Here is a 23,653-nt window from a genome sequence, read left to right on the forward strand (position 1 = left end):
CCTTTCCGGTCCGCGTTTGTTTTGCTTTGTAAACGGCCATGCGGTTCTTACCTTTCAAAGCAAGCCTCACCCCCAGTAACCAAAGCTTGAAGTACATGAAAAAGCTTCTCCTTCCGCTGGTGCTCCTTTCGGCACCCATGTTTTCCCCGCGGCCATCGTTCGCTTTCGGGCATGAACCTCTGTCAATAACCGCCAACCAGCAGGCCAGTCTGGAGCAGACCGCAAAAAACGGCACTTACGAACTCCTTGTGGCCAAGAGGAGCGTCACCCTGAAAAACGGCGCATTCAAGGCTGGCGACAATCCGGACAATTTCATCGAGGCCAAACTGGTGCGCTCGGTGGTCTGCGACCTGAACGACGACAACAAGCCGGACATCGCAGTCATCATCGAGCACCACGGTATGGGCAGCGCCGGATTCTTCGAGCTTTCCGCCCTGCTCTCCGGAGAAAACGGATTCACGCAAACCAAGCCGGTGCTGCTGGGTGAAAACATCAGGATCGAAGAGTTCAGCGCATCCTCGTCCATGTGGCAACCGGAAGAGCTGAACATTGTGTATCTCGGTCACCAGGAGTCCGACTCCCACGCCAACCCGACCGGGCAGAAACGAGCACGCTATTTCCTCGACGATGACGGCCAGCTCAGCAACGATTTTTCGCACATCCAGATCGTCAAAAAACCGGCACTCTATCTCTATCCCGTCAGAACTGCGAAAATCGAGGTGCGCCTGTCGCCGGAAGGCAAGCTCATCCGGACGATTCCCGACTACAACAACCGCTGGCGCGTCACGGTACAGAAAGACGGCATGATCGACAGCGGTTATCACTATCTCTTCTACGAGGTAGCGCTCGACAAAAAGATCGAACTGCCCCGCCACGGCTGGTCGGTCCGATATGATAATCTCAGCGGCTGGTTCGACACAAATCTGCGCGAGATGGGACTCAACCAGGCGGAAGCCGAGGATATGAAAGAGTACTGGCTCAAAAATCTTCCGGAAAGCCCGTGTTACACTATCAAGCTGATTGAGCCTGACGTCGTGAACAAGCGTCTCGGCCTGAAGATACAACCGAAACCGGACAGCCTGCTCAGGGTTCTGCTCAATTTCACTCCAACCGAAAACCCGAAAAAATCAAGGCGCCAAAGCTCACCGGCTTCCGCAGAAAGGGCTTCACTGCCGTCGAATGGGGAGGTATTCTCGACGATGGACACATGGCTGACAAAGTGCACTGACCGGCATTGTCCTTGATCCGTAGCTGCCGCGACGGCTCCATGGATATTTCGACATCAGGACAGCGGAAGGATCGCTATATTGCGGAACGAATGTGCAACGCCAGAACTGGCCGCGCCGTTACTGACAGGTAATTTTTGAGCTGAATGTTATGGGTTCGATACTGAGCTGTACCAATCTGAAGAAGGTTTACAACAAACGCGAGGTGGTCAAAAGCGCGACTCTTGAGGTGAAACAGGGCGAGATTGTAGGTCTGCTCGGCCCGAACGGTGCGGGCAAGACCACCACGTTTTACATGATTGTCGGCCTGGTCAAACCCGATGCGGGACAAGTGCTGCTTGACCAGGAGAATATTACCGACCTGCCGATGTACAAGCGGGCGCGCAAAGGCATCGGCTACCTGCCGCAGGAAGCGTCGGTGTTCCGCAAACTGACCGTCGAGGAGAACATCCTCGGCGTGCTCGAATTCACCTCGCTCTCCAAAGCCGAGCGGCACGAAAAGGCCGAGCAGATGCTCGAAGACCTGAACATCGCCAATATCCGCAAAAGCATGGGCTACGCACTTTCGGGCGGCGAAAGGCGCCGGACGGAGATCGCCCGCGCGCTGGCGCTCGACCCGCGCTTCATCCTGCTCGACGAGCCGTTCGCAGGCGTCGATCCGATTGCCGTCGAGGACATCCAGCAGATCGTCGAAGGGCTGGTGAAGCGCAACATCGGTGTGCTCATCACCGACCACAACGTGCACGAAACGCTCTCGATTACCGACCATGCCTACCTGCTCTTCGACGGTAGCATCTTCATGCACGGCACGCCTGAAGAGATCGCCGAAAACACCGAAGCCCGCAAGGTCTATCTCGGCGAAAAATTCTCGCTCGACCGCTACTAAGCGGCAAGAAAACAAACATGTCAACGCACGGACTGTTTATTCTGAAACTATGAGGGATACCCAAAAGTTGTAGTAAAGACTTGCCGTTTTTTTCATGCCGCTCAGATGTATAACGCTCGTTTATTGCCGGAGGCAATGATCCGATGAATATTCTTCTTCTCTATCCCGAGTTTCCAGACACATTCTGGAGCTTCAAGCACGCTCTCAAGTTCGTCAAAAAAAAGGCATCGCTTCCGCCGCTCGGCCTGCTGACCGTGGCGTCCATGCTTCCACCCGCCTGGCAGCGGCGGCTGGTCGATCTCAACGTTCGCAAGCTTCTCGGCGAAGACCTTGCATGGGCTGATATCGTTTTCATCAGCGCTATGGCGGTGCAACAGGATTCCGCTCGCGAGGTGATCGCGCGCTGCAAGGCTGCCGGATTGCCGGTGGTAGCCGGTGGCCCGCTCTTCACCACCGGTTATGCCGAATTTCCCGAGGTTGACTATTTCGTGCTGAACGAGGCGGAGCTCACCCTTCCACGCTTCATCGCCGATCTCGAAAACGGAGTTCCGGAGCGCTACTACACCGCCAATGAGTTCCCGGCGCTTGATTGCACGCCGGTACCGGAGTGGACGCTGCTCGATATGAAACAGTACGCATCAATGGCCATCCAGTTTTCGCGCGGCTGCCCATACCGCTGCGATTTCTGCAACGTCACGACCCTGTTCGGCCACAAAATCCGCACCAAAACCAGCTCACAGATCATCGCCGAGCTGGAGGGACTTCGACGACACGGCTGGCAGGATAGCGTTTTTTTCGTGGACGACAACTTCATCGCCCACCGCGCCTACCTCAAAAAAGAGCTGCTTCCAGCGCTGATCGAATGGCGAAAGTCGAAAGGCGTGACCAACAAGTTCTACACGGAGTGCTCAATCAATCTGGCCGATGATGCCGAACTGATGGAGCTGATGGTAAACGCGGGCTTCAACCAGGTGTTCATCGGCATCGAAACGCCGGAAGTCACCGCTTTACAGGCCTGCGGCAAACAGCACAACACCTCGCGCGACATGCTCGACAACGTCCGCAGAATCCAGAATGCAGGCATCGAGGTGCAGGGAGGCTTCATCGTGGGCTTCGACAGCGACACGCCATCGATCTTCCAGAAACAGATCGAGTTCATCCAGAAAAGCGGCATAGTCACCGCGATGGTCGGAATTTTGCAGGCCCTGCCTGGCACAAAGCTTTATGAGCGACTGAAAAACGAGGGACGCCTGCTGCCCCATTCGAGTGGCGACAATGCGGACAGCAACACCAATATCGTACCGATGATGGACCCCGAAATCCTGCGCAAGGGGTACAGGGAGATGATGAACCACCTCTATGCTCCGAAATACTACTACCAGCGCATCCGCACGCTGCTGGAGGAGTACCGGGTGCCACAACTGAAAAGTCGTTTCAGGATGAGCCAGTTCATGGCTTTCATGCGTTCGACAGTAATGCTTGGCGTTATTGGCAGAGAACGTTTCCAGTACTGGAAAATGCTCGCCTGGACGGCCGTCAACCGTCAGCAGGCACTACCGCTGGCTGTAACGCTTGCCATCTATGGCCACCATTTCCGGAAGGTCTGCGCCCTGCATCTAAAAGAGCGGCAACATAGAAGTATATGAACTTCAAATCATCACGGATTTGTATGTTTACACAATAAAGAGTAATATCAGGTTTCTGGACAACGGTTGGGCCAGAGGCTTTCAAGTGATTTGTGCTTTTGATTATTTGGCAGCTTTTCTCTTTCTATCAAAGCACTAAGACCTTTAAAAAGCATGAACATCTACATCGGCAATCTCGACTATAACGTCACCGAAGCAGACCTGAGCGGCGCATTTGGCGAATTCGGTACGGTTTCCAAAGCAAACGTCATCATCGACAAGTTCACCGGCCGTTCAAAAGGATTCGGATTCGTTGAAATGCCTGACGACGCAGAGGCAAACGAAGCGATTTCCCAGCTGAACGAAAGCAGCCTCAACGGCAGAAAAATCAGGGTTAACGAAGCAAAGCCGCGTGAAGAGCGCCCGGCTGCCCGCCCCAGGTACTGAGCACTGACCGGAATACAAGCCAAAAGCTGCTGTCGAAAACAGCAGCTTTTTTATTGCCCTGCGATTCCCGACCCGTGATGTCTTGCCGAGGGAAGAGCTCGTGCGTATCTTGCTCGAGACACTTTCAACCATCCCCTCCATCATGATCGCCGAGCCGTTTCTTTTCCACTCCGAAGGCGGGTTTATCCGCATTCCCATATGGGGCCACATCCCGCTGAGCGCGCCGCTCAAGAAAATTCTCGCCCACCCGTCGTTTTTGCGGCTCAAGGGCATCCGGCAGCTTTCGTTCGCCCAGCAGGTCTACCCCGGCGCGAACCACACGCGCTTCGAACACTCGATCGGCGTCTATCACCTGATGAAGATGATTTTGCAGCGCATGGTGAGCAATCCCCTGACGCTCGAATTGCAAAGCGAGCAGTTGCAGTTCGACGACGAGACCTGCCGCACGCTACTGGCCACTTGCCTGTTGCATGATATAGGGCACTATCCCCACGCCCATGTACTTGAGGAGATCACCCCGGCAGGCGACAACTCCGCCGTGTTCACGCACCACGAATCGCTGACCGGCCAGTTTCTGAACGAGGAGCATCGCAACACCCCCTCCATCGCGGCTATCCTGCACAACGACTGGCAAGTCGATCCCGGCGTCGTGACGGAGATCATCGCGGGCAAGACGGCGCACCGGCTCGGCAAGCTGGTGAGCGGCACGCTCGATCCCGACAAGATGGACTACCTCATGCGTGACGCGCACCACTGCAACATTCCGTACGGCAGTATCGACATCGAGCGGCTCATCGAATCGTTTGTGCCCGACCCGGAACGCCAGCGCCTCGCGATCACCGAAAAAGGGATCGCGCCGCTCGAAAGCCTGCTGTTTGCCAAGTACATGATGATGCGCAACGTTTACTGGCACCACACGAGCCGCACCTTCTCGACCATGCTCCGGCGGTTCCTGCAGGATATCGCCGACGAGAGCGCCCTGCCAGCGGAGACCTTGCGCGAACTCTTCTATTTCAACTCCGACGACCGGGTACTTTTCGAGCTTGAGCGGGCAATTCGCGGGCTTGGCTTGCCAGCCTCAGAGCTGCTCGACGCAATTCTGGAGCGTCGCGTTTACAAACGCGCCATGACCATCCGGCCCTATCACGAACCATCAATGGAGATCGATCCGGTATGGTTCGCCTACAACACCAGCCACCGCCGCCGCAAAGAGAAAGAGCTGGAAATCTGCGCCATGCTTGCAAAAAAAACCGGCAAAAGACTTGCGGGCCACGAAGTGCTGATCGATGCGCCGCCATCGAAGGATGTGTTCGACTACGCGGACTTCCGCGAACTGCGCATCTGGCCGACCAAAAGCGAGCACCGGCACCTGGTGCAGCCCACGGACTCGAACGGATACGTCCGGTTCGAGGATTTCCGGGAATCGGTGTTTGGCTCCAACTTCATCCTCTCGTTCGAACATTACACCAAGAAGTTCAGGATACTGTGCCGTCACGACCTCGTCGATACGCTCTCCAGCCTCGAAGAGGAGGTGGTGGAAATCCTGCAGCGCTGATTTTTGTTATATTTCTTTTTTACAACGAAATCCCGAGATCATGGAAAATCAGGACAAATACTACAAGGGACTCTTTTTCGGAGCCGTGCTCGGCGCCGCAGTCGGCACCATCATGGGTCTCCTCTTTGCTCCGCGCAAAGGCGAGGACACCCAGATGATCATCAGCGGCAAGCTCAAACGCGCCATTGACCGCGCAACGGAATTGTACGAAGGTTCGGAACGCGATGCGGCGTACAGCAACGAGGCAAAGCACCGCTCACAGGAGATTATCGACAGCGCCCGTGACGAGGCCCGCAAGATTCTCGATGAGGCCAACACCATCATCCGCGACATTCGCGGCAACCAGGCCAAAGCGCAGGAGAACTGAGCCATGCTGACTTTCACTGGAGCAGCAGGTGGCGAAACCGGCAATGTGTTGCTTTTGCACGCATTCCCGGTTTCGTCGCAGATGTGGGAGCCGCAGCTTGCGCCGCTGGCCGAGTCGGGCTACCGGGTAATCGCCCCCGTCGTGTACGGCTTCGAGTCAACGCCGTCGCGCCCCGGATGGAGCATGGATGATTACGCCCGCGACCTCGCCCGCCTCATCGAGGCGCTTGGCTGGAAGAGCGCGACCATCGTCGGCCTCTCGATGGGCGGCTATCAGGCAATGGCTTTCTACCGGCTCTACCCCGAGCTGACCGCTTCGCTGGTGCTCTGCGACACACGCGCCAACGCCGACACACCCGAAGCCTTCTCCGTTCGGCAGGAGTTCAGGAAAGCGGTGATGGAAAAAGGAGCGGAAGAGGCCGCGGCGAGAATGCTACCGAACTTTTTTGCGAAGGAGACTTACGAAACGAACCCGTCGCTCGTCGAAAAAACGCGAGCGAGCATTGTCAGACAGAGCCCGGAGGACATCAGCGAAGCGATGCGAGCCATCGCCGAGCGCGAGGATTCAACGGAGCTACTGACCGAAATCACCTGCCCAACGCTCATCATCTGCGGCATGGAGGACACCGTCACCACGCCGGAGACCGCCGCCGGAATGCACGCCCTCATCCCCGGCTCAAAGCTCGAACTGATCCCCGAAGCAGGCCACCTCTCAAACCTCGACCAACCCGCGATGTTCAACGGAATATTGCTGGAACATTTGCGGAGTTTGTAAACAGTAAACCCCCAACCGGTGTGAACTGGTTGGGGGTTTGTTCTTTGATTTTTGTGACGCTCTTTTCGCCGCCTGTTCTCTGCTGCCGTAGCTTGGCGGTCAACATATGTGCAGACAACCTTTTCACGCTAATAAAAACTTATTTTTTATAACGGCCGAGTGTATGTGCCGTAAGGGATAGCGGAGCAGTTTCCTGTCCACCGGCACGAAAGTTTGAGCGGGATACAACGCTTGAATACCCACTGAAACCCTTATGGCATATACACTTTGTTGTGCGTTCGGTGTTCTTGTTTTGTCTCGATTGTCTGCCAGTTGTGCGCAGGAACAGACACACTCTTTGCCAAGTTTTGGCTTGTGTGTTGGCTTGTGCGACTTGGCAATGTGTGTGGCTGTTGAGTTGGCTCATTTTCTCGACATTATTATATCAACTTCTCCTGGCTTCATTGTCTTGTCCCCGAAGAGTTTTGTTTGAGTTTTTGTGTCCTTTGTCAAAGGTTTTTCGACAATCTTAACTGAATGATTTGGGAAATGCCTTTTCAGTATTTCAATTGTAGAGTTGAAAGTAAATTCTCTCTTGTCTGTCCGAACATAAACAGTGCTTTCTCTTTTCATCATTTTGGCACAAAGTCCAAAAACTTTGTCCAGTAAGTCATAATATTCTTGTTTATTTACAAATCGACCTTTATGCTTATCTTTTAGTGATTGAGGATTTTCTGAGCCACCTAAAAGCCACAGTCGCAACCACTGGTCTGCGTGATAGTCAGTAATCGAGTAATAGGGTGGTGAAGTAAACAGCAAAGAAAACTTTATATCATTGTTTATTGCTCTTTCTGCAATGTTTATTAATTTATTTGAACTATCACCGAACACAATGGCACTCTCAGAAACTTTTGGTTTACCTTTCTCGTAACGCCATTCGATTTTTTTGAGAATGAAATCACAGGGGTTTATTTCAGGCGGTGTGGTCATATTGTTTTTCTTCCACCATTGCACAGAGTAATTCATCCCCATTGATTTAGTCATTCTCATTTGATTGGAAAGTCCTTCGCCAATTTTTGCGTGTAGGTAAATCAGAAGTATTGACATCAAAGTCGCATCAACTTTATTGTTTCTCCAATCTAAATGAGTTCGGGCGGCTAACAGGAATTTAAGAACTTCGTCACAGTAACAAATGCGATAAAATTCGGGCATTTTTTGGATTGCTCGGTTGTAATAGTTTCTCTTACTGTAAATTTCAAGTAGACGGTCAATGACTTCTTCTTTTTCTGCTGGTTGCAGTTTTACAGTTCCATACAACCAACCCACAGGGTTAATTTCTAATCCTAAACTATTTCTTCCTAAAACGCCACCAGCATATATACTACTGCATCTACCCGCAAAAGGGTCAATTATATAATCACCATTCTTTGAGTATTTCTCAACTACATCAAATGCAAATTCCAAAGGAAACATTGCATAGTATGGTCCAAACCTTGCCCAACGTGCTTCGGCAGTTTCAAAACCTTTCAATATTTTTTCCTTTGCTATCATTCTTTTGATTTCTCTCTTATTTCTCTTGCTATGTCTTCAAAAATTCGCTTGCCTAAGTTCAAAGGAATTGCTGTTTCTGCGTGTGCTGAAACTAACGGAGAAACAGAATTCGGGTATCTGCTTGAAACAAGTTGGTCTAGTAAATTCATAACATCTGCTAATCTTGTAAATTGGTCAGGATTTGCTGTATCAAGATTTCTTTGATACTCGTTGAAACAAGCTACGACAGGAACAATTTTTTGACCTGATGCCGCTTTGTAGAAAAGTTTTCTTCCAAAATAAGTGTCTTGACCGTAAGGTTTGATACTCTCAGAAAAAATGATATTTCGTTTTATGTAGCCGTCATTTAAGAGTAAGGCAGATTGTTTTGGAAATTTATCAGTTACGCCATCTTTGGTAGTGTCTATATCAATGAAGTGATTGAAGAATGTTCCTGATTTTTCAATTCCAATGATTAAAAGGTCTTGACCATTTATTTTCCGTTGAAGGTCATTCAGCCGAGTTAATTCGTGACTTATAACTTTTGTTAACCATGATGAAGTGCTAAATACAGCTAAAGGTCCATCCATTATAAAAGCAACTCTGCGAAGTGTTGCTAACCAACCTTTGCGTTCAAATGCTCTTAGAATGTGAACAAGCCAAAGTTTTTCAAGAGTGGACATTATTTGCCCAAACATTTCACCATTGCTCCCGCCTGGGTTCATAAGTTCGTGTAAACGCAAAGCATCAGTTGAGAAAAGCGGCTCGCCTGAATGAGGACAAGTATATTCCCCAAAGTCATAAGTCATTTCTTCTTCAACTCCTTCAATTGGGCTTCTTGGTAAATTTCTTTCTTGAAAATGTTCACGTTTTATTCTAAAAAGATGCTCGTAGGTGTCAAGCAAACTTTCCCCATCTGAAAAAATGGTGTTGCTGCGTAACTCTTCAAATAAAGCTCTCCGTAAGGAAGACTTAGCATTTTTTTCTGTATCGAGAATTACATTACAACCGGGAAAAACGCTTTCAATGGTTGATGCTTTTTCGGTTTCACGAAATTTCTTTGGTTCAACAAATTCCTTTTTTTCTAACTCTCCAATTAATTTCAAGTCAATTAAAACGGAAGCAATGGTAATGTAACCAAATTCAGCACCAGGAAATCCGTTTTCTGCTTTTGCCGCTAAATTGCTTCCATCAATTGCAAGAACTAAATCAGGTTGTAAGGTACTTTCGGTCAAATCAGATTTTTTGACTATTGAACCTTCAAAGTCTTCTGTTTCTTCTTCCTGTTGCCTTATTTTAAGTCGGTTTTGAAGTGATTTGACTTTTTCACTATCAAGTAACCGTCTTAAAGGCTCGTAACTGGCAAATTCCCCTTCAAAACTCATATGATAGTGTGTTAAACTTCAAACCTGTCCACTTGAACAGGAATGACAAATAGGTTACTTAAAGTTTTTACTCTTAAAAACCCTTTATCTTGGGCTCGTCTTATGGATGGTTCAAAGTCTGCAAAGTCGTAATACTTGCAAAGTTCTTTTGTCTCATCGGTATTGTTCAAATGGCTAATAAACCAATTGGCAGTGTTTTTAAGAATGTTCTTTTGAATGCTGCTTACTTCTTGCGTGGCGTATACCATTCCGATGCGATATTTAGAACCTTCTTTTGCAGTCCTTACCCAAATGTCTGATAAATCTAAATCATTACCTGCAGGCAAAATATTGTGGGCTTCTTCAACATAAACTAAAATTTCAGGAATGTTTGTTTCGCCTTGAACAAATTTTCTTTGATTTTCTTTGAAAATCTTTGTCATTATTCTGGTCGCAGAAGATTTGTTGAGTTCGGGTTCTCCACTTGATTGGTCAATTATTACCAATTTACCTTGAACAAGGTGGTTGTAAATATCTTCTGCATAATCACTTGTTGTGTCGGCACTATGTTGTTCTGCCGCTTTGCCGATTTTTCTAGTTCCGTTGGGATATTGAAAAATGCCAATGATTTTTTTCAAATCTTCATCAGCCCATCTGTCGCCTGAGCCATTAGGACGACTTACATAAGCATTTTCAAATGTCGTGTAATTACTGCTGCTGTCTCGAATGAATTTATCTAATGCTTCAAAAGCGTTAGCAAGTTGACCCCAAGCAGGATTTGGGTTTGAGAATACTTGTGCTGCTGAAACATATTCAGGGGTTGGCGGATTATTATTTCTTCCCGTTTGAAGGGCGGTAATCAAGTCTTGATTAAAAAGACCCCTTGTGCTTGCCCTTAAACTTGGTGGAACTTGAAAACCTGCTCTGGCTAATACTGAACGATAGGCTAATAATCGTCTGTTATAACGTGTAGTTGCACTTCGGTCATTTGGGTCAGGTTCATCAAAGCTTACTTGGCAGAATTGTTTGATGTAATTAGTGCTATCTTCTGATAGGATGCTATCAATTATACTTTTTCCAATCTGCGTATTACTTGTTTCAAAGAAGTTTAGAAGCATTAAGGTTCTTTCAGGGTCATTTGGATGTCTTGTAATTCCATAGGTAATAACTTCGTTTGCCTTTACACCATTTGGCAAAAGTTGCCAAACATTTTTAAGAGCGGAATTATTGTCCTGAACATTTTCATTTGCATACTCACCATTTGGGTCAAAAATAATTTGCCCTATTCGTAGCGGTCTGTCATTAGGATTTTCATTTTTTCTTAATTCAAATACTGATTTGGCGATAATTTTAGTGGTGTTTGATTTACCCGTTCTTGTCATACCGAACAATGCAGATTTTTGAGATAGCAAGTCCGCAGGATATATATAAACTGGAACATCATCTACTTGCTGATATTTACGATTTGTTGAAGCATAGCGAACAAATCCAAGTTTCACTCTCTCTGTGTTTCCGTATTTCTCTGTGTGAGCCTGAATACTTGTAGGGTCTGCGTAATTTACGATTTGTTCAAGTGCTTTTCCGTTTGGCTTATAAACTTTCAAGCCCCTGTTTGGGTAGTAATTAGAAATATCGCTACCAAATTTCAGATTAAGAGGGGCGTCACCATTATGACCGTTTTCTTCAAGAAAGAATGTTCCAATAATTCGGCATTGAACACCAGCAAATCCAAGAATGTTTTTTGTTCGCAAGTCCATTGAACCTGCATCATCCCAATGTTTTTCAGTTTCTCCGCTTATTCTTTGAGCCGTTTCAACTCTAATTCTTTCTGCTTCTTTGTCTTGTGGTAAAGTTGCTGCATCCATTACTCGTAAAAGAACAAATGAAGCATCTTCCTTTTTAAAGTCAATATCTGTTTTACTTGGGTCAACTCGTGTCGCAATTAGAAAACTTAAACTTGGTATTCCACCAACTTTCTCTCTGTAAAAGTCGTGAATGATTACTCTTGCTGTCTCATAGTTGATAGAGTAAATGTCACCAACATACTGGTCTGCTTGAATAAGCTTTTGAAACCATTGTTGGCTTTCAACTTGTTTGTCGTTTTCTCGTCTTGAGTTAAGTCCCTGTTCTATACTCATATTGTCAAATTATTAGTTGTCAAATTTATTAATTTCTGTCGGTGCGTTGGCAAAAAAATGGCTCTTTTGGTTTTTTGAGTTTTGGCTCGTGTGTCGGCAAAAACCAAATGTGCCATTTGCGTGTCGGCTGTCTTTTTTACACTGACGCACAACGTTTTGCGGCTTTGCGTAGTGGCGGATTTCGGAGCACAAAACTGTCAACATACCACAAAAGCTGATGCGAGGTAGAATGTTCAATTAACCACTGAACCCGCCATTACGCAAAACCGCTGTTGGGTGCTGGCCTTCTATCTTTGTCAGAACATTTTGATTTGTTCACCGTGTTCAAATTCAAATTCTTTATGTCCGTCTAATACTTCTAATGCTTCTCTAACTTTTAAAGCAATTTTCTTTGCAAATATCACGGGAACTGCGTTTCCAATTTGGAGTTGTAATTCTCTTTTGTTGTTTCCGTAAAAAATCCAATCATCTGGAAAAGTCTGCAATCTCGCATATTCCCTTGCTGTAAAAGGTCTGATTTTACTTGCTTTTATTCTCCAAAGTTTTGCAGTCGACTCAGGGTTTCTTACATACATTGCATTGTCTCTGTCCTTGTCAATTCTTTCTGCTACAACATTGCCAATAGCCCAACCCCAAACGGTTGCTGTGTCAATTGCTGGAAAAGGAGAGTCAAAATCTCTGATTGGGTTTCCTTCTGATGCCGTTCTACTAAGTCTAACAGGAATTACAATTTCAGATTCGTCATATGGTAGCCCTGTTTCTGTATGAGCATAGCTTTTAAAGCCCCATTCAGGATTATGATTTGGTAATTCAATGTTTAAATTTTGTCCTAGTTCGTATATGAATTTCCTTATTCCTGTTTCCTTTTCTGCTCTTGGAAATTTGAAGTGTTTTAATGTGTCATCCTTGTAAGCGATAAAAACAAAACGTCTTCTTGTTTGAGGAACTCCGTGTTCTGAAACTCTAAAAAAATCAAATTCTGTAGTATACCCGATTGAAGCAAGTTCATCTGAAATCTGTTGTGCAAAAGGTTTGCCTGTTTCAGGGTGGGTCATTGTCCTAAGATTAAGAACATTTTCCATTACAATCACTCTGGGTTGCATTATACTCGCAATCCTGACAACTTCACGGTATAAAGTATTTCTTTCGTCATTTTCATCCCTGTTGCCACCAAGTGAAAATCCTTGACAAGGAAACCCTGCTAATAAAACATCTAGGCCACTCTTAAATGAGGGAGTATATTCTCGAACGTCTCCATGTATTATATCCCAATTTGGTCTGTTAGATTGTAAAGTATTGACTGCATAATCTAAAATTTCATTTGATTCTGTATGTTCAAACCCTGCTAACTCAAAACCTAAGTCAAGTCCACCCGCACCTGTAAAAAGGCCGAGAAACGTATAGTTTGTTTTGGTTTCCTTCTTTAACTGATTCATTGCTTATTTGGTTAAAGGTGGAATAATAGGAATGGAGGCTGTTCTCTCTTTTGGAGAACGCAGTTTGCAAGCATCAAAAATATCTGTGAGTGTGGCTAAACTCCCTTTTGACTTACCTGCTGATTTTGTTTCATCTTTCAGATAATAGTAAAATGAATTGCCGTATTTATCGGTTCTGATGATTTGTTCGCTAACAAAATCAGTAGATTTTATTTTTTCTAAATCAGACTTTTTTGCAACGAGAATTTGTCGAAGGTGAAATTCAGATATTTTGGAATTTAATGGATTTGGGTAGGTGTACATTTTTCTGTGTCGTACCGAACCTTCTCCATAAGGGCCGTGATTATATTCTGTGTAGTTTGAATATTTTGACTCTTTATGCAATTCAAAATCATAGTTCAAAAAGTCTCCGTCTATCAGTATCAGAGTAACTATGTTTTTGCTGTCATTGTCAAGAAGTGCGAAAAGGTAAAAGCAAGGAATTATTATTGTTTCTGCACCAACTTTGATTAGTGTCGAGCCACAAGGCAAACTACTATTGTAGTCAATTGTCAAGCCCCTTGAATCGCTTCCGTTAGGTTTTTGGATTAATTTTTTAATTTCTAAACCAACAACTGTCCCTGATTTCGTATCTCTAACAACTAAGTCAGGGGTTGTCAATGAGCCTGAATGGTAAATTTCAAAAGATTTTGGTAATGCCTTTTTTATTTCTGCTTCAATCCAATTGTCAAATGGGTCGTCTTGAACTGTCCCAACTATTGACTTTGCTCTCATATCAACAGGGATTCCGTTGCTCCCAATTTTGGAAATCAACTCTCGGTATATTCGTAAAATTATTTCTAGTTCTGTCATATTTCTTTAATGGTCAAAGTTACAAAATTCAGGTCTGCTATCTCCATTTTAGCCCTGTCATTTTACTTGGTGGTCGTCTTTTAGGCTTGCACCCAACTTGCTTATCTGCGCTACTCTATAGCGCCTTACATGCCATATTAGACAAATAAGCGCGACAAAGTAGCGTGTTATTGTCCGGCGTGGTCTTGTTACAGTTATTACAAATCATCGAATGGACTTTTAATCTGCTGTAAACTTTTTTTGCTGACATGGGTATAGATTTCGGTGGTCTTGCTGCTTTTGTGCCCCAGAAGTTCCTGAATATACCTGAGGTCGGTTCCCGATTCCAGCAGATGAGTGGCATAACTGTGCCGTAACCAGTGCAGCGTTACCGGTTTTGTAATGGAAGCTTTTTTCAATGCATGTTTCAATACCTGTTCAAGACTTCTTGCGCTGTATTGGGTATCGGGAAATTGCCCTTCGAAAAGCCATTGCTTTGGTTTGCAGGCCTTATAGTATTCACGCAACATTCCAATCACTTTGTTTGAAATTGGCGCTACCCTGTCTTTGTGGCCCTTGGCATCTTTTATGATGAGAAGGCCACGTTTGGAATCCACATGTTCGGGTCTAAGGTTCAGCAGCTCACTGCGCCTGAGTCCACAGGCGTAGATCAGGCTGAGCATTGTTCGGTGTTTCAGATTTGTGGGCGCTTCCAGAATCTCTTTTACCTCTTCTTTGCTCAGCACATTCGGCAGTTTGTGCTGTGAACGAGGACGTTGCAGTTTTTCTGGCCAGAGCGTTGCGTCATGTATAACTCTGAAAAAAAGCTTTGCTGCATTAACTACCTGGTTTTGATATGCATAACTTAATCCATTGGGCAAGATGTATTCGTTGACAAAACGCACCATATCCTCGCTGGTTATCTCGTTGGCTTGTTTCGGACTGATGAATCTCAGGAATACTTCGAGAACCTGCAGGTAGGTTTTGACGGTAGAATCGCTATAGCGCTTGTGCAGCAGCCACTGCCTGAACGTATGAAGCTCTTGAAGCAATTGCGGCGAAAGCGTGGCCTGTATTATGGTCTTTTGCTGAGCAGATGTGGTTCTGTTGCCTCGGGTTGCCAGGTGCTTTTCTCTGAAAGCAGAATAATCTACCCAAGCTTTGCCCTTGAACTGCTTGAGCATCAGATCGATCACCTCGTCCGATTCAGGAATATACCAACGGTTACAACTGCTACTCCAGCGTACGCCCTTTAACTGCTTCACCTCAGCAGTCAGGGCTTCATCGTATGGAAACTCAAGCACCACCCGCTTTTCACCCCTGTGCTCAAAGGGCGTAATCCGTATGACGGTGCTTGCATGAGGCATTTGCTGTGGGGGAAAGGTGATGCTACCTTATTATTCAGCCAACACATTTTATTAAAATAAATAAAATGTACTGACACGCAAACAAATGCGGGAAACTTGCCACAGGATTTCCCTCTTCATCCCACCTCCAGAAACGCGAAAAAACCCCGACCGCTTTGCACCAGCCGAGGTTTCACGTTGTTGCTCCGGCAGTGATGCTCATAAAAGTCACCGAAACAAGAAATTAGGCTAAAGCCCTGAATTATTTTGCCTTATCCATCAACCCCGGACTAAAGTCCGGGGCAACTGAAGAAAATGTAAGCATTGAATGTCCGTCGGGCTGAAGCCTTCCTGAATACGAAACCTACTGCCTCAGCGACTCGATCAGGCTGAAGAAGTTCGGGAACGACACGCCTGCCACTTCGCGATCCGAGAGGCGTAGCGACGCGCCTGCGGCTTCGGCGGCAATGGCAAAGCTCATGGCGATGCGGTGGTCATCGAAGCACTCGATCTCCACCTCTTCGCGGTTGACCGTCGGGCGCCCCTTGACCACGAAGCCGTCAGGATACTGCTCGCACTCGAAGCCGAGGCGCTCCAGATTCACGACCAGCGCGTCGATGCGGTCGCTCTCCTTGGTGCGCAGTTCGGCAGCGTTGTGCAGCTCGAACTCGCCCGAGGCGAATGCCGAAAGCACGGCGAGCATCGGCAGTTCGTCGATCACGCCCGCCACGACGCCGTGATCGCTGATGCGCAGCGGCTTCAAGCCGGAGCAGCTCCGGACGGCGATGTCACCCACCGGCTCGCCGCCCTCCGAGCGCACATTCTCGATGCCGAGACCCGCACCCGCCTCCTGAAGCACATCAATGTAGGCCACGCGCGTCGGGTTGAGGCAGACGTCGCGCAGCACGACTTCCGAGCGCTTGCCGAGCAGGCCGAGCGCGATCATAAAGCAGGCCGCCGACGGATCGGCAGGCACGCTGAATGGCTTGGCGGCAATCGGCTTGCGCCCGTCGATAATGATCTCGCGGACGCCGTCGGGGCGGTCGATGGTTTCGAGGCCAAGCATCAACTCGGTGTGGTCGCGCGAACGGATCGGCTCGATGATCTTCGACTGGCCGTCGGCGTGCAGCGCCGCGAAGGCCACGAGCGACTTCACCTGCGCGGAAGGCACCGGGAGATGGTACTCGATCGTCTTCAGCGCTTTGGAGCCGTGGATGACGACCGGCGCGGTTCCGGCGTCGGAGAGCGAAATCTTCGCACCCATCTGGCGCAGCGGGTCGGCGACGCGCTTCATCGGACGCTTCATCAGCGAAGCGTCGCCCACCAGCTCACTCCGGAAAGGCTGCGCGGCAAGAATACCCGCCATCATGCGCATGGTGCTGCCGGAGTTGTTGCACATCAGCGGCACGGAAGGCTCGCGGAAGCTCCACAGGCCATTTGACTTGATCACGACATGGCGGACGATCCGCCAGTCACCGCCGGAAAGCTCCTCCTGTCGAATGGAAATACCGGCATCCCTCAGCACCGACAGGGTTGACTGGTTGTCGTATCCACCCGAAAAGTTGGAAATCTCGGTCGTGCCTTCGGCGAGCGCGCCGATAAGCGCGGCGCGATGCGAAATCGATTTGTCCGGCGGAAGGGTCGTCACCTCGCCCTGAAAAATGCTCATTGCTGGCTGTTTTTGAGTTCGATAAAAAAAGCAGCCCCAAGGGAGCTGCTTTTCAATACTGAATTCCTGAAAAATCAGGAGTTGCGCTCTTCGTTCGCGCGCTGTGCGCGACGCTTGCTTCTTGAACGCTTCAGACGGTTGTCGATTGAAGGCTTCACGAAGTACGCCTTTTTACGAAACTCCTTCAGAACACCTGCTCTCTCGTATTTCTTTTTGAAACGTTTGAGCATCTTGTCAATCGATTCATTTTCATTTACCTGAACGCTGACCAATGAAATTCACCCCCTTACCTGTGATTCGACTCTTAACGCCGTAATTTGAGTTTGATAATATCCGTAACCGACTCGATGCTTTTCGGCTTGCCCTGGTTGAGCTGCACGTTTTCGAGAAGCTGCTTCCGGCCGCTTTTGCAAAATTCCACGATGATGACATGCGCGCCGCTTCCGGTCACCTGCTTTTCACGAACCACCCCCACTTCATCAAGGGATTTGTGATACAATGCATCCCCCTGCGCATAGATTCCATGAGGAGTATAGAGCTGGCAATCCTCGGGCTTCAGCTCGTTGGGACTCAGATCCTTGTCGATCTGTATCTGCCACTCATTGAGAAGATGCACCTGGTTGCAGGAGGTGCACCGGATCCAGTACTGGTTCTCGGCGGCCGAAGCCTCCTCTTCCGCGACCGGATTCTTCTCCTTCGACTTTTTATCGGACAATCCGAAAAGCGGATCCTCATCCTTGGGCTTGTCGCTCGGCTTCCATTCGCCGACAAACACCTGCACGGTGACACAGCCACAGCCGTCGCAAAAGCCAGGCTTGATCTTGCCTTCGAGTATGTACTGCCTTTTTCTTGACTCTACCTTCATAAATGTCGCTGTTGTTGGAGTGCATATCCCTGCACTCTGTCATGCGTTTGCACAAGGTTCGGAAGTACTTTCCTGAACAGGTTCCGGGGACGTTACCCGATTCAGGCCATCGATCGTGCCTCATGCCCAAGGAAATGTGGCTTCAGCAGGCAGGCATGCCGGAACCATAGCTGATGATAGTTCCGTAAAACTCTCTGCTCAGGAGTGCTTAGATAAGTAAATCACCCAAAAAAACAACCATATAATTCAAGCAGACTTCACTTGTGAGTCAGCACGTCGATAAGGTCTGATTTGTTAATCAGTTGCAGGCGACCATCGCTGAGGCTGATAAGCACGCCGGATGCATTTGCCTGTAATTTTTCCGACAGCTCGGAAATGGTTGCATCGGGCTGGCAGACCGGGAACGGCTTTTCCATGAAGGCAACCACCTTGGCGTTCATGGCCGAATCGTTCTCGATGAGAATGGAGAGAATCCTGTTTTCACTGATGCTGCCGATGGGGGCGCCGAACGAAACAATGGGCATCTGGGAGACGTCATTCTGCTTCATTGTTTCGAAAACCTCGGCAAGCGTCTGCTCGGGCTGGGCGAAAATGAGGTCTTTGCGGGCCTTGCGCTGGAGGATGTCGTCCGCCGTGATCTGGTCGAGCGCGGTTTTGGCTTTGCGGTAAAATCCCTGACGCCGCATCCAGTCGTCGTTGTACATGCGCGACAGGTCATAGCCGCCGAAATCGGTCATCATCACCACCACCAGCGCGTCATCGCCGTACGACTCGCCCTCGCGAAGAGCGGCGGCCATCGCCGCGCCGGAGGCTCCGCCCGCGAAGACCACTTCGGCACGCAGCAGCTCACGCCCGCAGTTGAAGGCGTCGGCATCGCTCACCTGCACGATCCGGTCGATCACCTCGGGGTCCCAGAAGGAGGTCGGCTTCACCGCGCCAATATCTTCGAGCTGAAACGCCGATGGACAGCCCTGGCTTTTGCCGCCGTGAAGATCGCCGTAAACCGAACCCACCGGCTCGACGCCGATGATCTGAACCTCCGGATTGACCGACTTGAAGTAGCGTCCGATCCCTGAGATCATCGCACCGGAGGCCATAGGCACGAAGATGTGCGTCACCTTGCCCTCGGTCTGCCGGAAGATCTCAGGCCCAGTACCATCCTGATGCACCTGACGGCTGACCGGATTTTGGTACATGTTGGCGAACCAGGCGTTTGGCAGCGTGCGGACGAGGTTCTCGGCTACATCGACGCAGCTTTGCAGATCGCCGGGCAGCGCCTCGGACGGGGTGAGCACCAGCTCCGCGCCCAGCGCCCGAAGTACCTCCTGCTTCTCGCGGCAGATGCTCTCCGGCGCGGCAAGCAACACTTTGTAGCCCCGGCTGACGGCGGCCATCGCCAGAGCAATGCCGCTGCTGCCAAAGGTCCAGTCCACGAGCGTCATGCCGGGATGAATCGCCCCACGCTCCTCGGCATCACGCACGATGGCCCCCGAAACCCGGCAATAGTGCGAAAAGCAGGGGTTCATGTATTCGAGCTTCGCCATGAACCGTGCACGCTTCTGCCGGGTAAGCTGCTTCATGAGAACCAGCGGAGTGTTGTCCGAGATGTCAAAAATGTCGTTGGTCATGGCGCTCGATACTCTGATAATGGTTTTTTCGTGAATAATAATACATATAACAATAATTGTCCATTTCCGTCAGTTGATCGCCATTGTTTTGAAAATCATGGGCAAAAAGCGTTTTTTAGAGCATGTCCGGCTTCCGGCCTGAACCTCAACCATAAAAACCCTTGTGAGCGCCAGTCACGAACAGAACTCCGCCGCCGCACCGAACGACCCTAACCTCTCGGAAGCGCTCATTTCACTCGGCAATCTCCGCCACAACCTCGCCTGCATCCGAGCCATCACCGGGCCGCAATGCCGTGTCATGGGCATCGTCAAGGCCAACGCTTATGGCCATGGTGCCACGAAGGTCACTGCGACGCTTGAAGAGGAGGGGGTGCGGGATTTCGGCGTAGCCAACATTTACGAAGCGATCGAGCTTCGTCAGGAGCACCTGATGCTGCCGGACTCGCGCATCCTCGCTTTCGCCTCGCCTCTCACCAGACATATCGATCTGTATCTGCAACACGGCGTGGAAATGACCATCTGCGACCACGAAACTGCCCGAACGGCCGAATCGATTGCCGCCGCGAGCGGTGGACGGCTCCGGGTACAGCTCAAGGTCGATACCGGTATGGGGCGGCTCGGCGTCACCCCCGAAGAAGCAGCGGGACTGCTGGAACTGATCGAGGCCTGCCCGAACCTTGAGCTGACCGGCATCTACACCCACTTCGCTGAAAACGACAAGCCTGAAGGATTCACGGCCCGGCAACTCGAACGTTTCCTGCAGGTAACCGGTGCTTACGAGCACCGAACGGGCAAAACCGTGACGAAGCACGCTGCAAACAGCGGAGCCATTATCTCGATGCCCGACGCACGGCTCGACATGGTGCGCCCCGGCATTCTGCTCTATGGCTGCCACCCGGCTGACGCCGCACCGTCGCCCGTGCCCGTCAGGCCGGTGATGCAGTTCCAGAGCCGGGTGATCTTCGTCAAAAAGGTACCCGCAGGCACGGCTGTCAGCTACAACCGCACGTGGAGCGCGCCTGAAGCAACACGAATCGCGACGATCTCCGCCGGATATGCCGACGGCTTCCACCGCGCGCTTTCCAACCGGACGCGGGTGAGCATCGGCGGAAAAAGCTTCCCACAAGTCGGCACGGTCACAATGGACCAGACAATGATCGATCTCGGTAGCGACCGCTCGGTCAAGGTCGGCGACACGGCGGTGCTCTTCGGCTGGGATGGCCCGACGGCTGGCGAACAGGCCATTGCCGCCGGAACGATCAGCTACGAACTGCTCTGCTCCGTCTCGCGCCGGGTGCGAAGGATTTTTGTGTGAACAACATCGCGCTTGCGATGAGCTGAAAATACCCCTTACAACAACAGAACTTTCAACCCCTATGAAAATTCTGGACAACCTCGCCGTGAAACTCGGCGTCACCAGGGCGGAGATGACCGCCGTCACGCTGCTCACCTTTTTCCTGCTGCTCGGCGGAGCGCTGAAGTACAGCGGCTCGGTGCAGGATGCCGACAAGGCGATCGCGAAAGCCGAAACGGCCCGCTACTCCGAAGCCGAGGTGGACAGCCTGCTCGCGCTGGCCATGAAGCCCGACGATGCGGTGGCCGCCGAACCGCCCGGCGTTGCCGCGAACGACGCGGAGCCGGAAGAGTCCGCGACAAAATCGTCGGCAAGGCGTACATCGAAAAAACAGTTTTCCGGAACTATCGTCTTCCGCACGGCGTCGGCCTCACAACTCCAGATGATCCCAGGCGTTGGCCCGGTGATGGCCAAGCGCCTTATCGAGTTCCGAAAACAGAATGGGGGAAAAGTCGAACATTTTAACGATTTTCTGAAAGTCAAAGGAGTCGGAAAGAAGAAGCTCGAACTCCTCCAAAAGCATCTTACCCTCAACTGATGAGCCGAAGCCAGACAGCCTGTGCGTTCGACGCGAGCAGCACCACCATAACGCGAGTCAAATCGACCGGTCACGGCTCGTTTACGATGACCATGTGCCGCACCATCAATGGAGGGCTTGACGATCTGGGCGGCCCGAGAGGCTCCAGGCTCGCCGGAAAGCTCCTCTCAGCGCTCAAAGAGTGGCGAAACGAACCGATCGCTCTCAGCTTTTCCCCCGCAGGACTCATGACCCTCCCTGCCTGGTTCCCGTCCGGAAGCTCTGCCGAATACTGCGACAGCCTGTGCAAGATCGAGGCAGGCTATTTCCTCGACGAGGCCGATAAATGGCAGTGGCACAATATGGCGCTGGAGCCAGGCCCTGACCAGCCCTCCGGACTGGATCGGCGGATGCTGCTCTTCTATCCGGTCAAACCGGCGCAATTCATTGAAAACGAGCTGTTGAAGCATGGTAACGTTGGCTGGCGGGGAGTGCATGTCGAAGCAGTGGCCCGGCTCTCCGGCGTGACAGGCGAAACGCTGGCTGTGCTGGAACTCGAAGAGCACTACGCGGCGCTGTACATTTCGACGAACGGTAAAATCAGCTATTTCCAGTACTGGCCGGTGAAGGATGGAAGTGAACGGGAGTACTTTGCCGTCACGGAGCTGACCTCCGCCCCCCTCAACGGAGCGCCCGTCAGAGTAACCGGCTCGGCGGCGAGCGCAAAAGTCATCGAACGCATCAGCCGCGAAACCTCGCGGGCCATAGAGCCCCTTGAGCTGCACCCTTGGGTATCAGCGGAAAAAGGAGCCAACAAAGGGAAATCACCGACTGCCACCATCCGCGCCGTCAGCACAGCAATTCTGGCGCTGAACAGCGCCGCAAACTGAGGGGTTCACACTCTTCTTTCCATTGCCATCCCTGCTTTTCTTGCCGTCCTTTTTGTCCCTTTCACGTTCTGCCCCTCACTTGTAGAGGCAGGCCTTGCGCCTGCCCTTCCCCGACTACACAATTCATCGGAAAAAGAAAGGGCAGCCACAAGAGCCGCCCCTACAATGAATTCACGCCCTAAAGCAAATCCTCACAGATTCCCCACCAGCAGCTCGGCGATCTGCACGGCGTTGGTGGCGGCGCCTTTGCGGAGGTTGTCGGCGACGATCCAGAGGTTCAGCGTGCGCGGGTGCCAGTAGTCCGGGCGCAGGCGGCCCACGAACACCTCGTCACGCTCGTAGGCGGTCATCGGCATCGGATAGAGGCGGGCCGAAGGGTCGTCCTGCATAACGATGCCCGGCGAGCCAGCGAGCAAGGCGCGCACCTCGTCGATGTCGAAGTCGCTCTTCAGCTCGACGTTCAGCGATTCGCCGTGGCCGCCGTAAACCGGAATGCGCACGGTGGTCGGCGAGACCTGGATGGTGTCGTCGTCCATGATCTTCTTGGTCTCGTTGACCATCTTCATCTCCTCCTTCGTGTAACCGTTCTCGGTGAAGGCGTCGATCTGCGGCACGGCGTTGAAGGCGATCTGGTGAAAGTGGGTGAACTCGTCGGGGATGTTGCCCGCCAGCTCGCTTTCGAGCGCGTCGCGCCCGGCCTTGCCTTTACCGGTCACCGACTGGTAGGTCGAAACCACCACGCGCCTGATGCCATAGGCGTCGTAGAGCGGCTTGAGCGCCACCACCATCTGGATGGTCGAGCAGTTGGGATTGGCGATGATCGAGGCCGCCTTGCCTTCACGGTCAAAGATCGATTCGGGATTGACCTCCGGCACGACGAGCGGAATGCCCTCGTCCATGCGGAAGGCCGAGGAGTTGTCGATCACGATCGCGCCTGCCTCGGCGGCCACGGGTGCCCACTCCTTGCTGGCCGATGCGCCCGCCGAAAAGAGTGCAATGTCAACGCCCTGGAAAATCTCCGCCGACGGCACTTCGGTGACGAATTCGCGCCCATTGAAGGTGATCACTTCGCCCCGGCTGCGCGGCGAGGCGAGCGGCACCAGCTCGCTGACCGGAAAATTGCGCTCTTCGAGCACCTTGATCATGGTTCTGCCAACCAGGCCGGTTGCGCCAAGGACGGCTACTCGATAGCCTGCTTCACTGCTCATAAACGTAAGAATGGATGA

The 23,653-nt window shown here is 50.7% G+C and carries 21 protein-coding genes; 10 read left to right on the forward strand and 11 right to left on the reverse strand.

Annotated elements, in window-relative coordinates; all coding sequences use genetic code 11:
• The first annotated feature begins 95 nt into the window (after window positions 1-95).
• The 7 genes from NY406_RS08855 to NY406_RS08885 all read left to right on the forward strand — a co-directional run bounded on the left by NY406_RS08855 (window position 96) and on the right by NY406_RS08885 (window position 6,880).
• The gene (locus tag NY406_RS08855) at window positions 96-1,244 is read left to right on the forward strand and encodes a hypothetical protein (protein ID WP_260533752.1); all 1,149 of its coding nucleotides are present in this window, start codon (window positions 96-98) and stop codon (window positions 1,242-1,244) included.
• Window positions 1,245-1,377: 133 nt separating this feature from the next.
• Window positions 1,378-2,112: an LPS export ABC transporter ATP-binding protein gene (gene lptB / locus NY406_RS08860; protein WP_260533754.1), complete on the forward strand. Its 735-nt coding sequence runs from the start codon at window positions 1,378-1,380 to the stop codon at window positions 2,110-2,112.
• 143 nt (window positions 2,113-2,255) lie between these two features.
• Window positions 2,256-3,758 (forward strand): B12-binding domain-containing radical SAM protein, encoded by a 1,503-nt coding sequence (locus tag NY406_RS08865; RefSeq protein WP_260533756.1) that lies wholly within the window; start codon window positions 2,256-2,258, stop codon window positions 3,756-3,758.
• A gap of 153 nt (window positions 3,759-3,911) precedes the next feature.
• Window positions 3,912-4,184: an RNA recognition motif domain-containing protein gene (locus NY406_RS08870; protein WP_164927115.1), complete on the forward strand. Its 273-nt coding sequence runs from the start codon at window positions 3,912-3,914 to the stop codon at window positions 4,182-4,184.
• Window positions 4,185-4,326: 142 nt separating this feature from the next.
• Window positions 4,327-5,739, forward strand: a complete 1,413-nt coding sequence (locus NY406_RS08875) for an HD domain-containing protein (protein WP_260633782.1) — start codon at window positions 4,327-4,329, stop codon at window positions 5,737-5,739.
• Window positions 5,740-5,779: 40 nt separating this feature from the next.
• A complete protein-coding gene (locus tag NY406_RS08880) occupies window positions 5,780-6,106 on the forward strand; it encodes a YtxH domain-containing protein (RefSeq protein WP_260533758.1) in 327 nt (108 codons plus the stop codon).
• Window positions 6,107-6,109: 3 nt separating this feature from the next.
• Window positions 6,110-6,880, forward strand: a complete 771-nt coding sequence (locus NY406_RS08885) for an alpha/beta fold hydrolase (RefSeq protein WP_260533760.1) — start codon at window positions 6,110-6,112, stop codon at window positions 6,878-6,880.
• Window positions 6,881-7,282: 402 nt separating this feature from the next.
• Here NY406_RS08885 and NY406_RS08890 read toward each other — a convergent pair whose 3' ends face one another.
• The 10 genes from NY406_RS08890 to NY406_RS08935 all read right to left on the reverse strand — a co-directional run bounded on the left by NY406_RS08890 (window position 7,283) and on the right by NY406_RS08935 (window position 19,666).
• Entirely contained in the window at window positions 7,283-8,410 is a 1,128-nt protein-coding gene (locus NY406_RS08890; protein ID WP_260533762.1) for a DNA methyltransferase, read from the reverse strand.
• A complete protein-coding gene (locus NY406_RS08895; protein WP_260533764.1) occupies window positions 8,407-9,774 on the reverse strand; it encodes a DNA double-strand break repair nuclease NurA in 1,368 nt (455 codons plus the stop codon). The genes NY406_RS08890 and NY406_RS08895 overlap by 4 nt, the downstream gene beginning before the upstream one ends.
• A gap of 11 nt (window positions 9,775-9,785) precedes the next feature.
• Window positions 9,786-11,891: a helicase HerA domain-containing protein gene (locus NY406_RS08900; RefSeq protein WP_260533766.1), complete on the reverse strand. Its 2,106-nt coding sequence runs from the start codon at window positions 11,889-11,891 to the stop codon at window positions 9,786-9,788.
• 296 nt (window positions 11,892-12,187) lie between these two features.
• The gene (locus NY406_RS08905) at window positions 12,188-13,327 is read right to left on the reverse strand and encodes a DNA cytosine methyltransferase (RefSeq protein ID WP_260533767.1); all 1,140 of its coding nucleotides are present in this window, start codon (window positions 13,325-13,327) and stop codon (window positions 12,188-12,190) included.
• Between the two features lie 3 nt (window positions 13,328-13,330).
• A complete protein-coding gene (locus NY406_RS08910; protein WP_260533769.1) occupies window positions 13,331-14,179 on the reverse strand; it encodes a hypothetical protein in 849 nt (282 codons plus the stop codon).
• Between the two features lie 197 nt (window positions 14,180-14,376).
• Window positions 14,377-15,462 carry a tyrosine-type recombinase/integrase gene (locus tag NY406_RS08915; protein WP_260533771.1) on the reverse strand — a complete coding sequence of 362 codons (1,086 nt, stop codon included), beginning with the start codon at window positions 15,460-15,462 and terminating at the stop codon, window positions 14,377-14,379.
• A gap of 406 nt (window positions 15,463-15,868) precedes the next feature.
• Window positions 15,869-17,173, reverse strand: a complete 1,305-nt coding sequence (gene aroA / locus NY406_RS08920; RefSeq protein ID WP_260533773.1) for a 3-phosphoshikimate 1-carboxyvinyltransferase — start codon at window positions 17,171-17,173, stop codon at window positions 15,869-15,871.
• Window positions 17,174-17,247: 74 nt separating this feature from the next.
• Window positions 17,248-17,445 carry a 30S ribosomal protein S21 gene (gene rpsU / locus NY406_RS08925; protein ID WP_260533775.1) on the reverse strand — a complete coding sequence of 66 codons (198 nt, stop codon included), beginning with the start codon at window positions 17,443-17,445 and terminating at the stop codon, window positions 17,248-17,250.
• 32 nt (window positions 17,446-17,477) lie between these two features.
• Window positions 17,478-18,038: a hypothetical protein gene (locus NY406_RS08930; RefSeq protein ID WP_260533777.1), complete on the reverse strand. Its 561-nt coding sequence runs from the start codon at window positions 18,036-18,038 to the stop codon at window positions 17,478-17,480.
• 257 nt (window positions 18,039-18,295) lie between these two features.
• Window positions 18,296-19,666: a cystathionine beta-synthase gene (locus tag NY406_RS08935; RefSeq protein ID WP_260533779.1), complete on the reverse strand. Its 1,371-nt coding sequence runs from the start codon at window positions 19,664-19,666 to the stop codon at window positions 18,296-18,298.
• Between the two features lie 163 nt (window positions 19,667-19,829).
• On the opposite strand from NY406_RS08935, the gene alr reads away from it, so the two are divergent.
• The 3 genes from alr to NY406_RS08950 all read left to right on the forward strand — a co-directional run bounded on the left by alr (window position 19,830) and on the right by NY406_RS08950 (window position 22,427).
• Window positions 19,830-20,981, forward strand: coding sequence for an alanine racemase (gene alr, locus NY406_RS08940; RefSeq protein ID WP_260533781.1), 1,152 nt, complete (start codon window positions 19,830-19,832; stop codon window positions 20,979-20,981).
• Window positions 20,982-21,042: 61 nt separating this feature from the next.
• Complete coding sequence (locus tag NY406_RS08945) at window positions 21,043-21,558, forward strand: ComEA family DNA-binding protein (RefSeq protein ID WP_260533783.1); 516 nt, start codon at window positions 21,043-21,045, stop codon at window positions 21,556-21,558.
• On the forward strand, window positions 21,558-22,427 hold the full coding sequence (locus tag NY406_RS08950; RefSeq protein WP_260533785.1) for a hypothetical protein: 870 nt from the start codon (window positions 21,558-21,560) through the stop codon (window positions 22,425-22,427). The genes NY406_RS08945 and NY406_RS08950 overlap by 1 nt, the downstream gene beginning before the upstream one ends.
• Before the next feature lie 191 nt (window positions 22,428-22,618).
• Here NY406_RS08950 and NY406_RS08955 read toward each other — a convergent pair whose 3' ends face one another.
• On the reverse strand, window positions 22,619-23,635 hold the full coding sequence (locus NY406_RS08955) for an aspartate-semialdehyde dehydrogenase (protein WP_260533787.1): 1,017 nt from the start codon (window positions 23,633-23,635) through the stop codon (window positions 22,619-22,621).
• Between the last annotated feature and the right edge of the window lie 18 nt (window positions 23,636-23,653).

Origin of the sequence: Chlorobaculum sp. MV4-Y (assembly GCF_025244685.1) — a bacterium.
Taxonomy (GTDB): Bacteria; Bacteroidota; Chlorobiia; order Chlorobiales; family Chlorobiaceae; genus Chlorobaculum.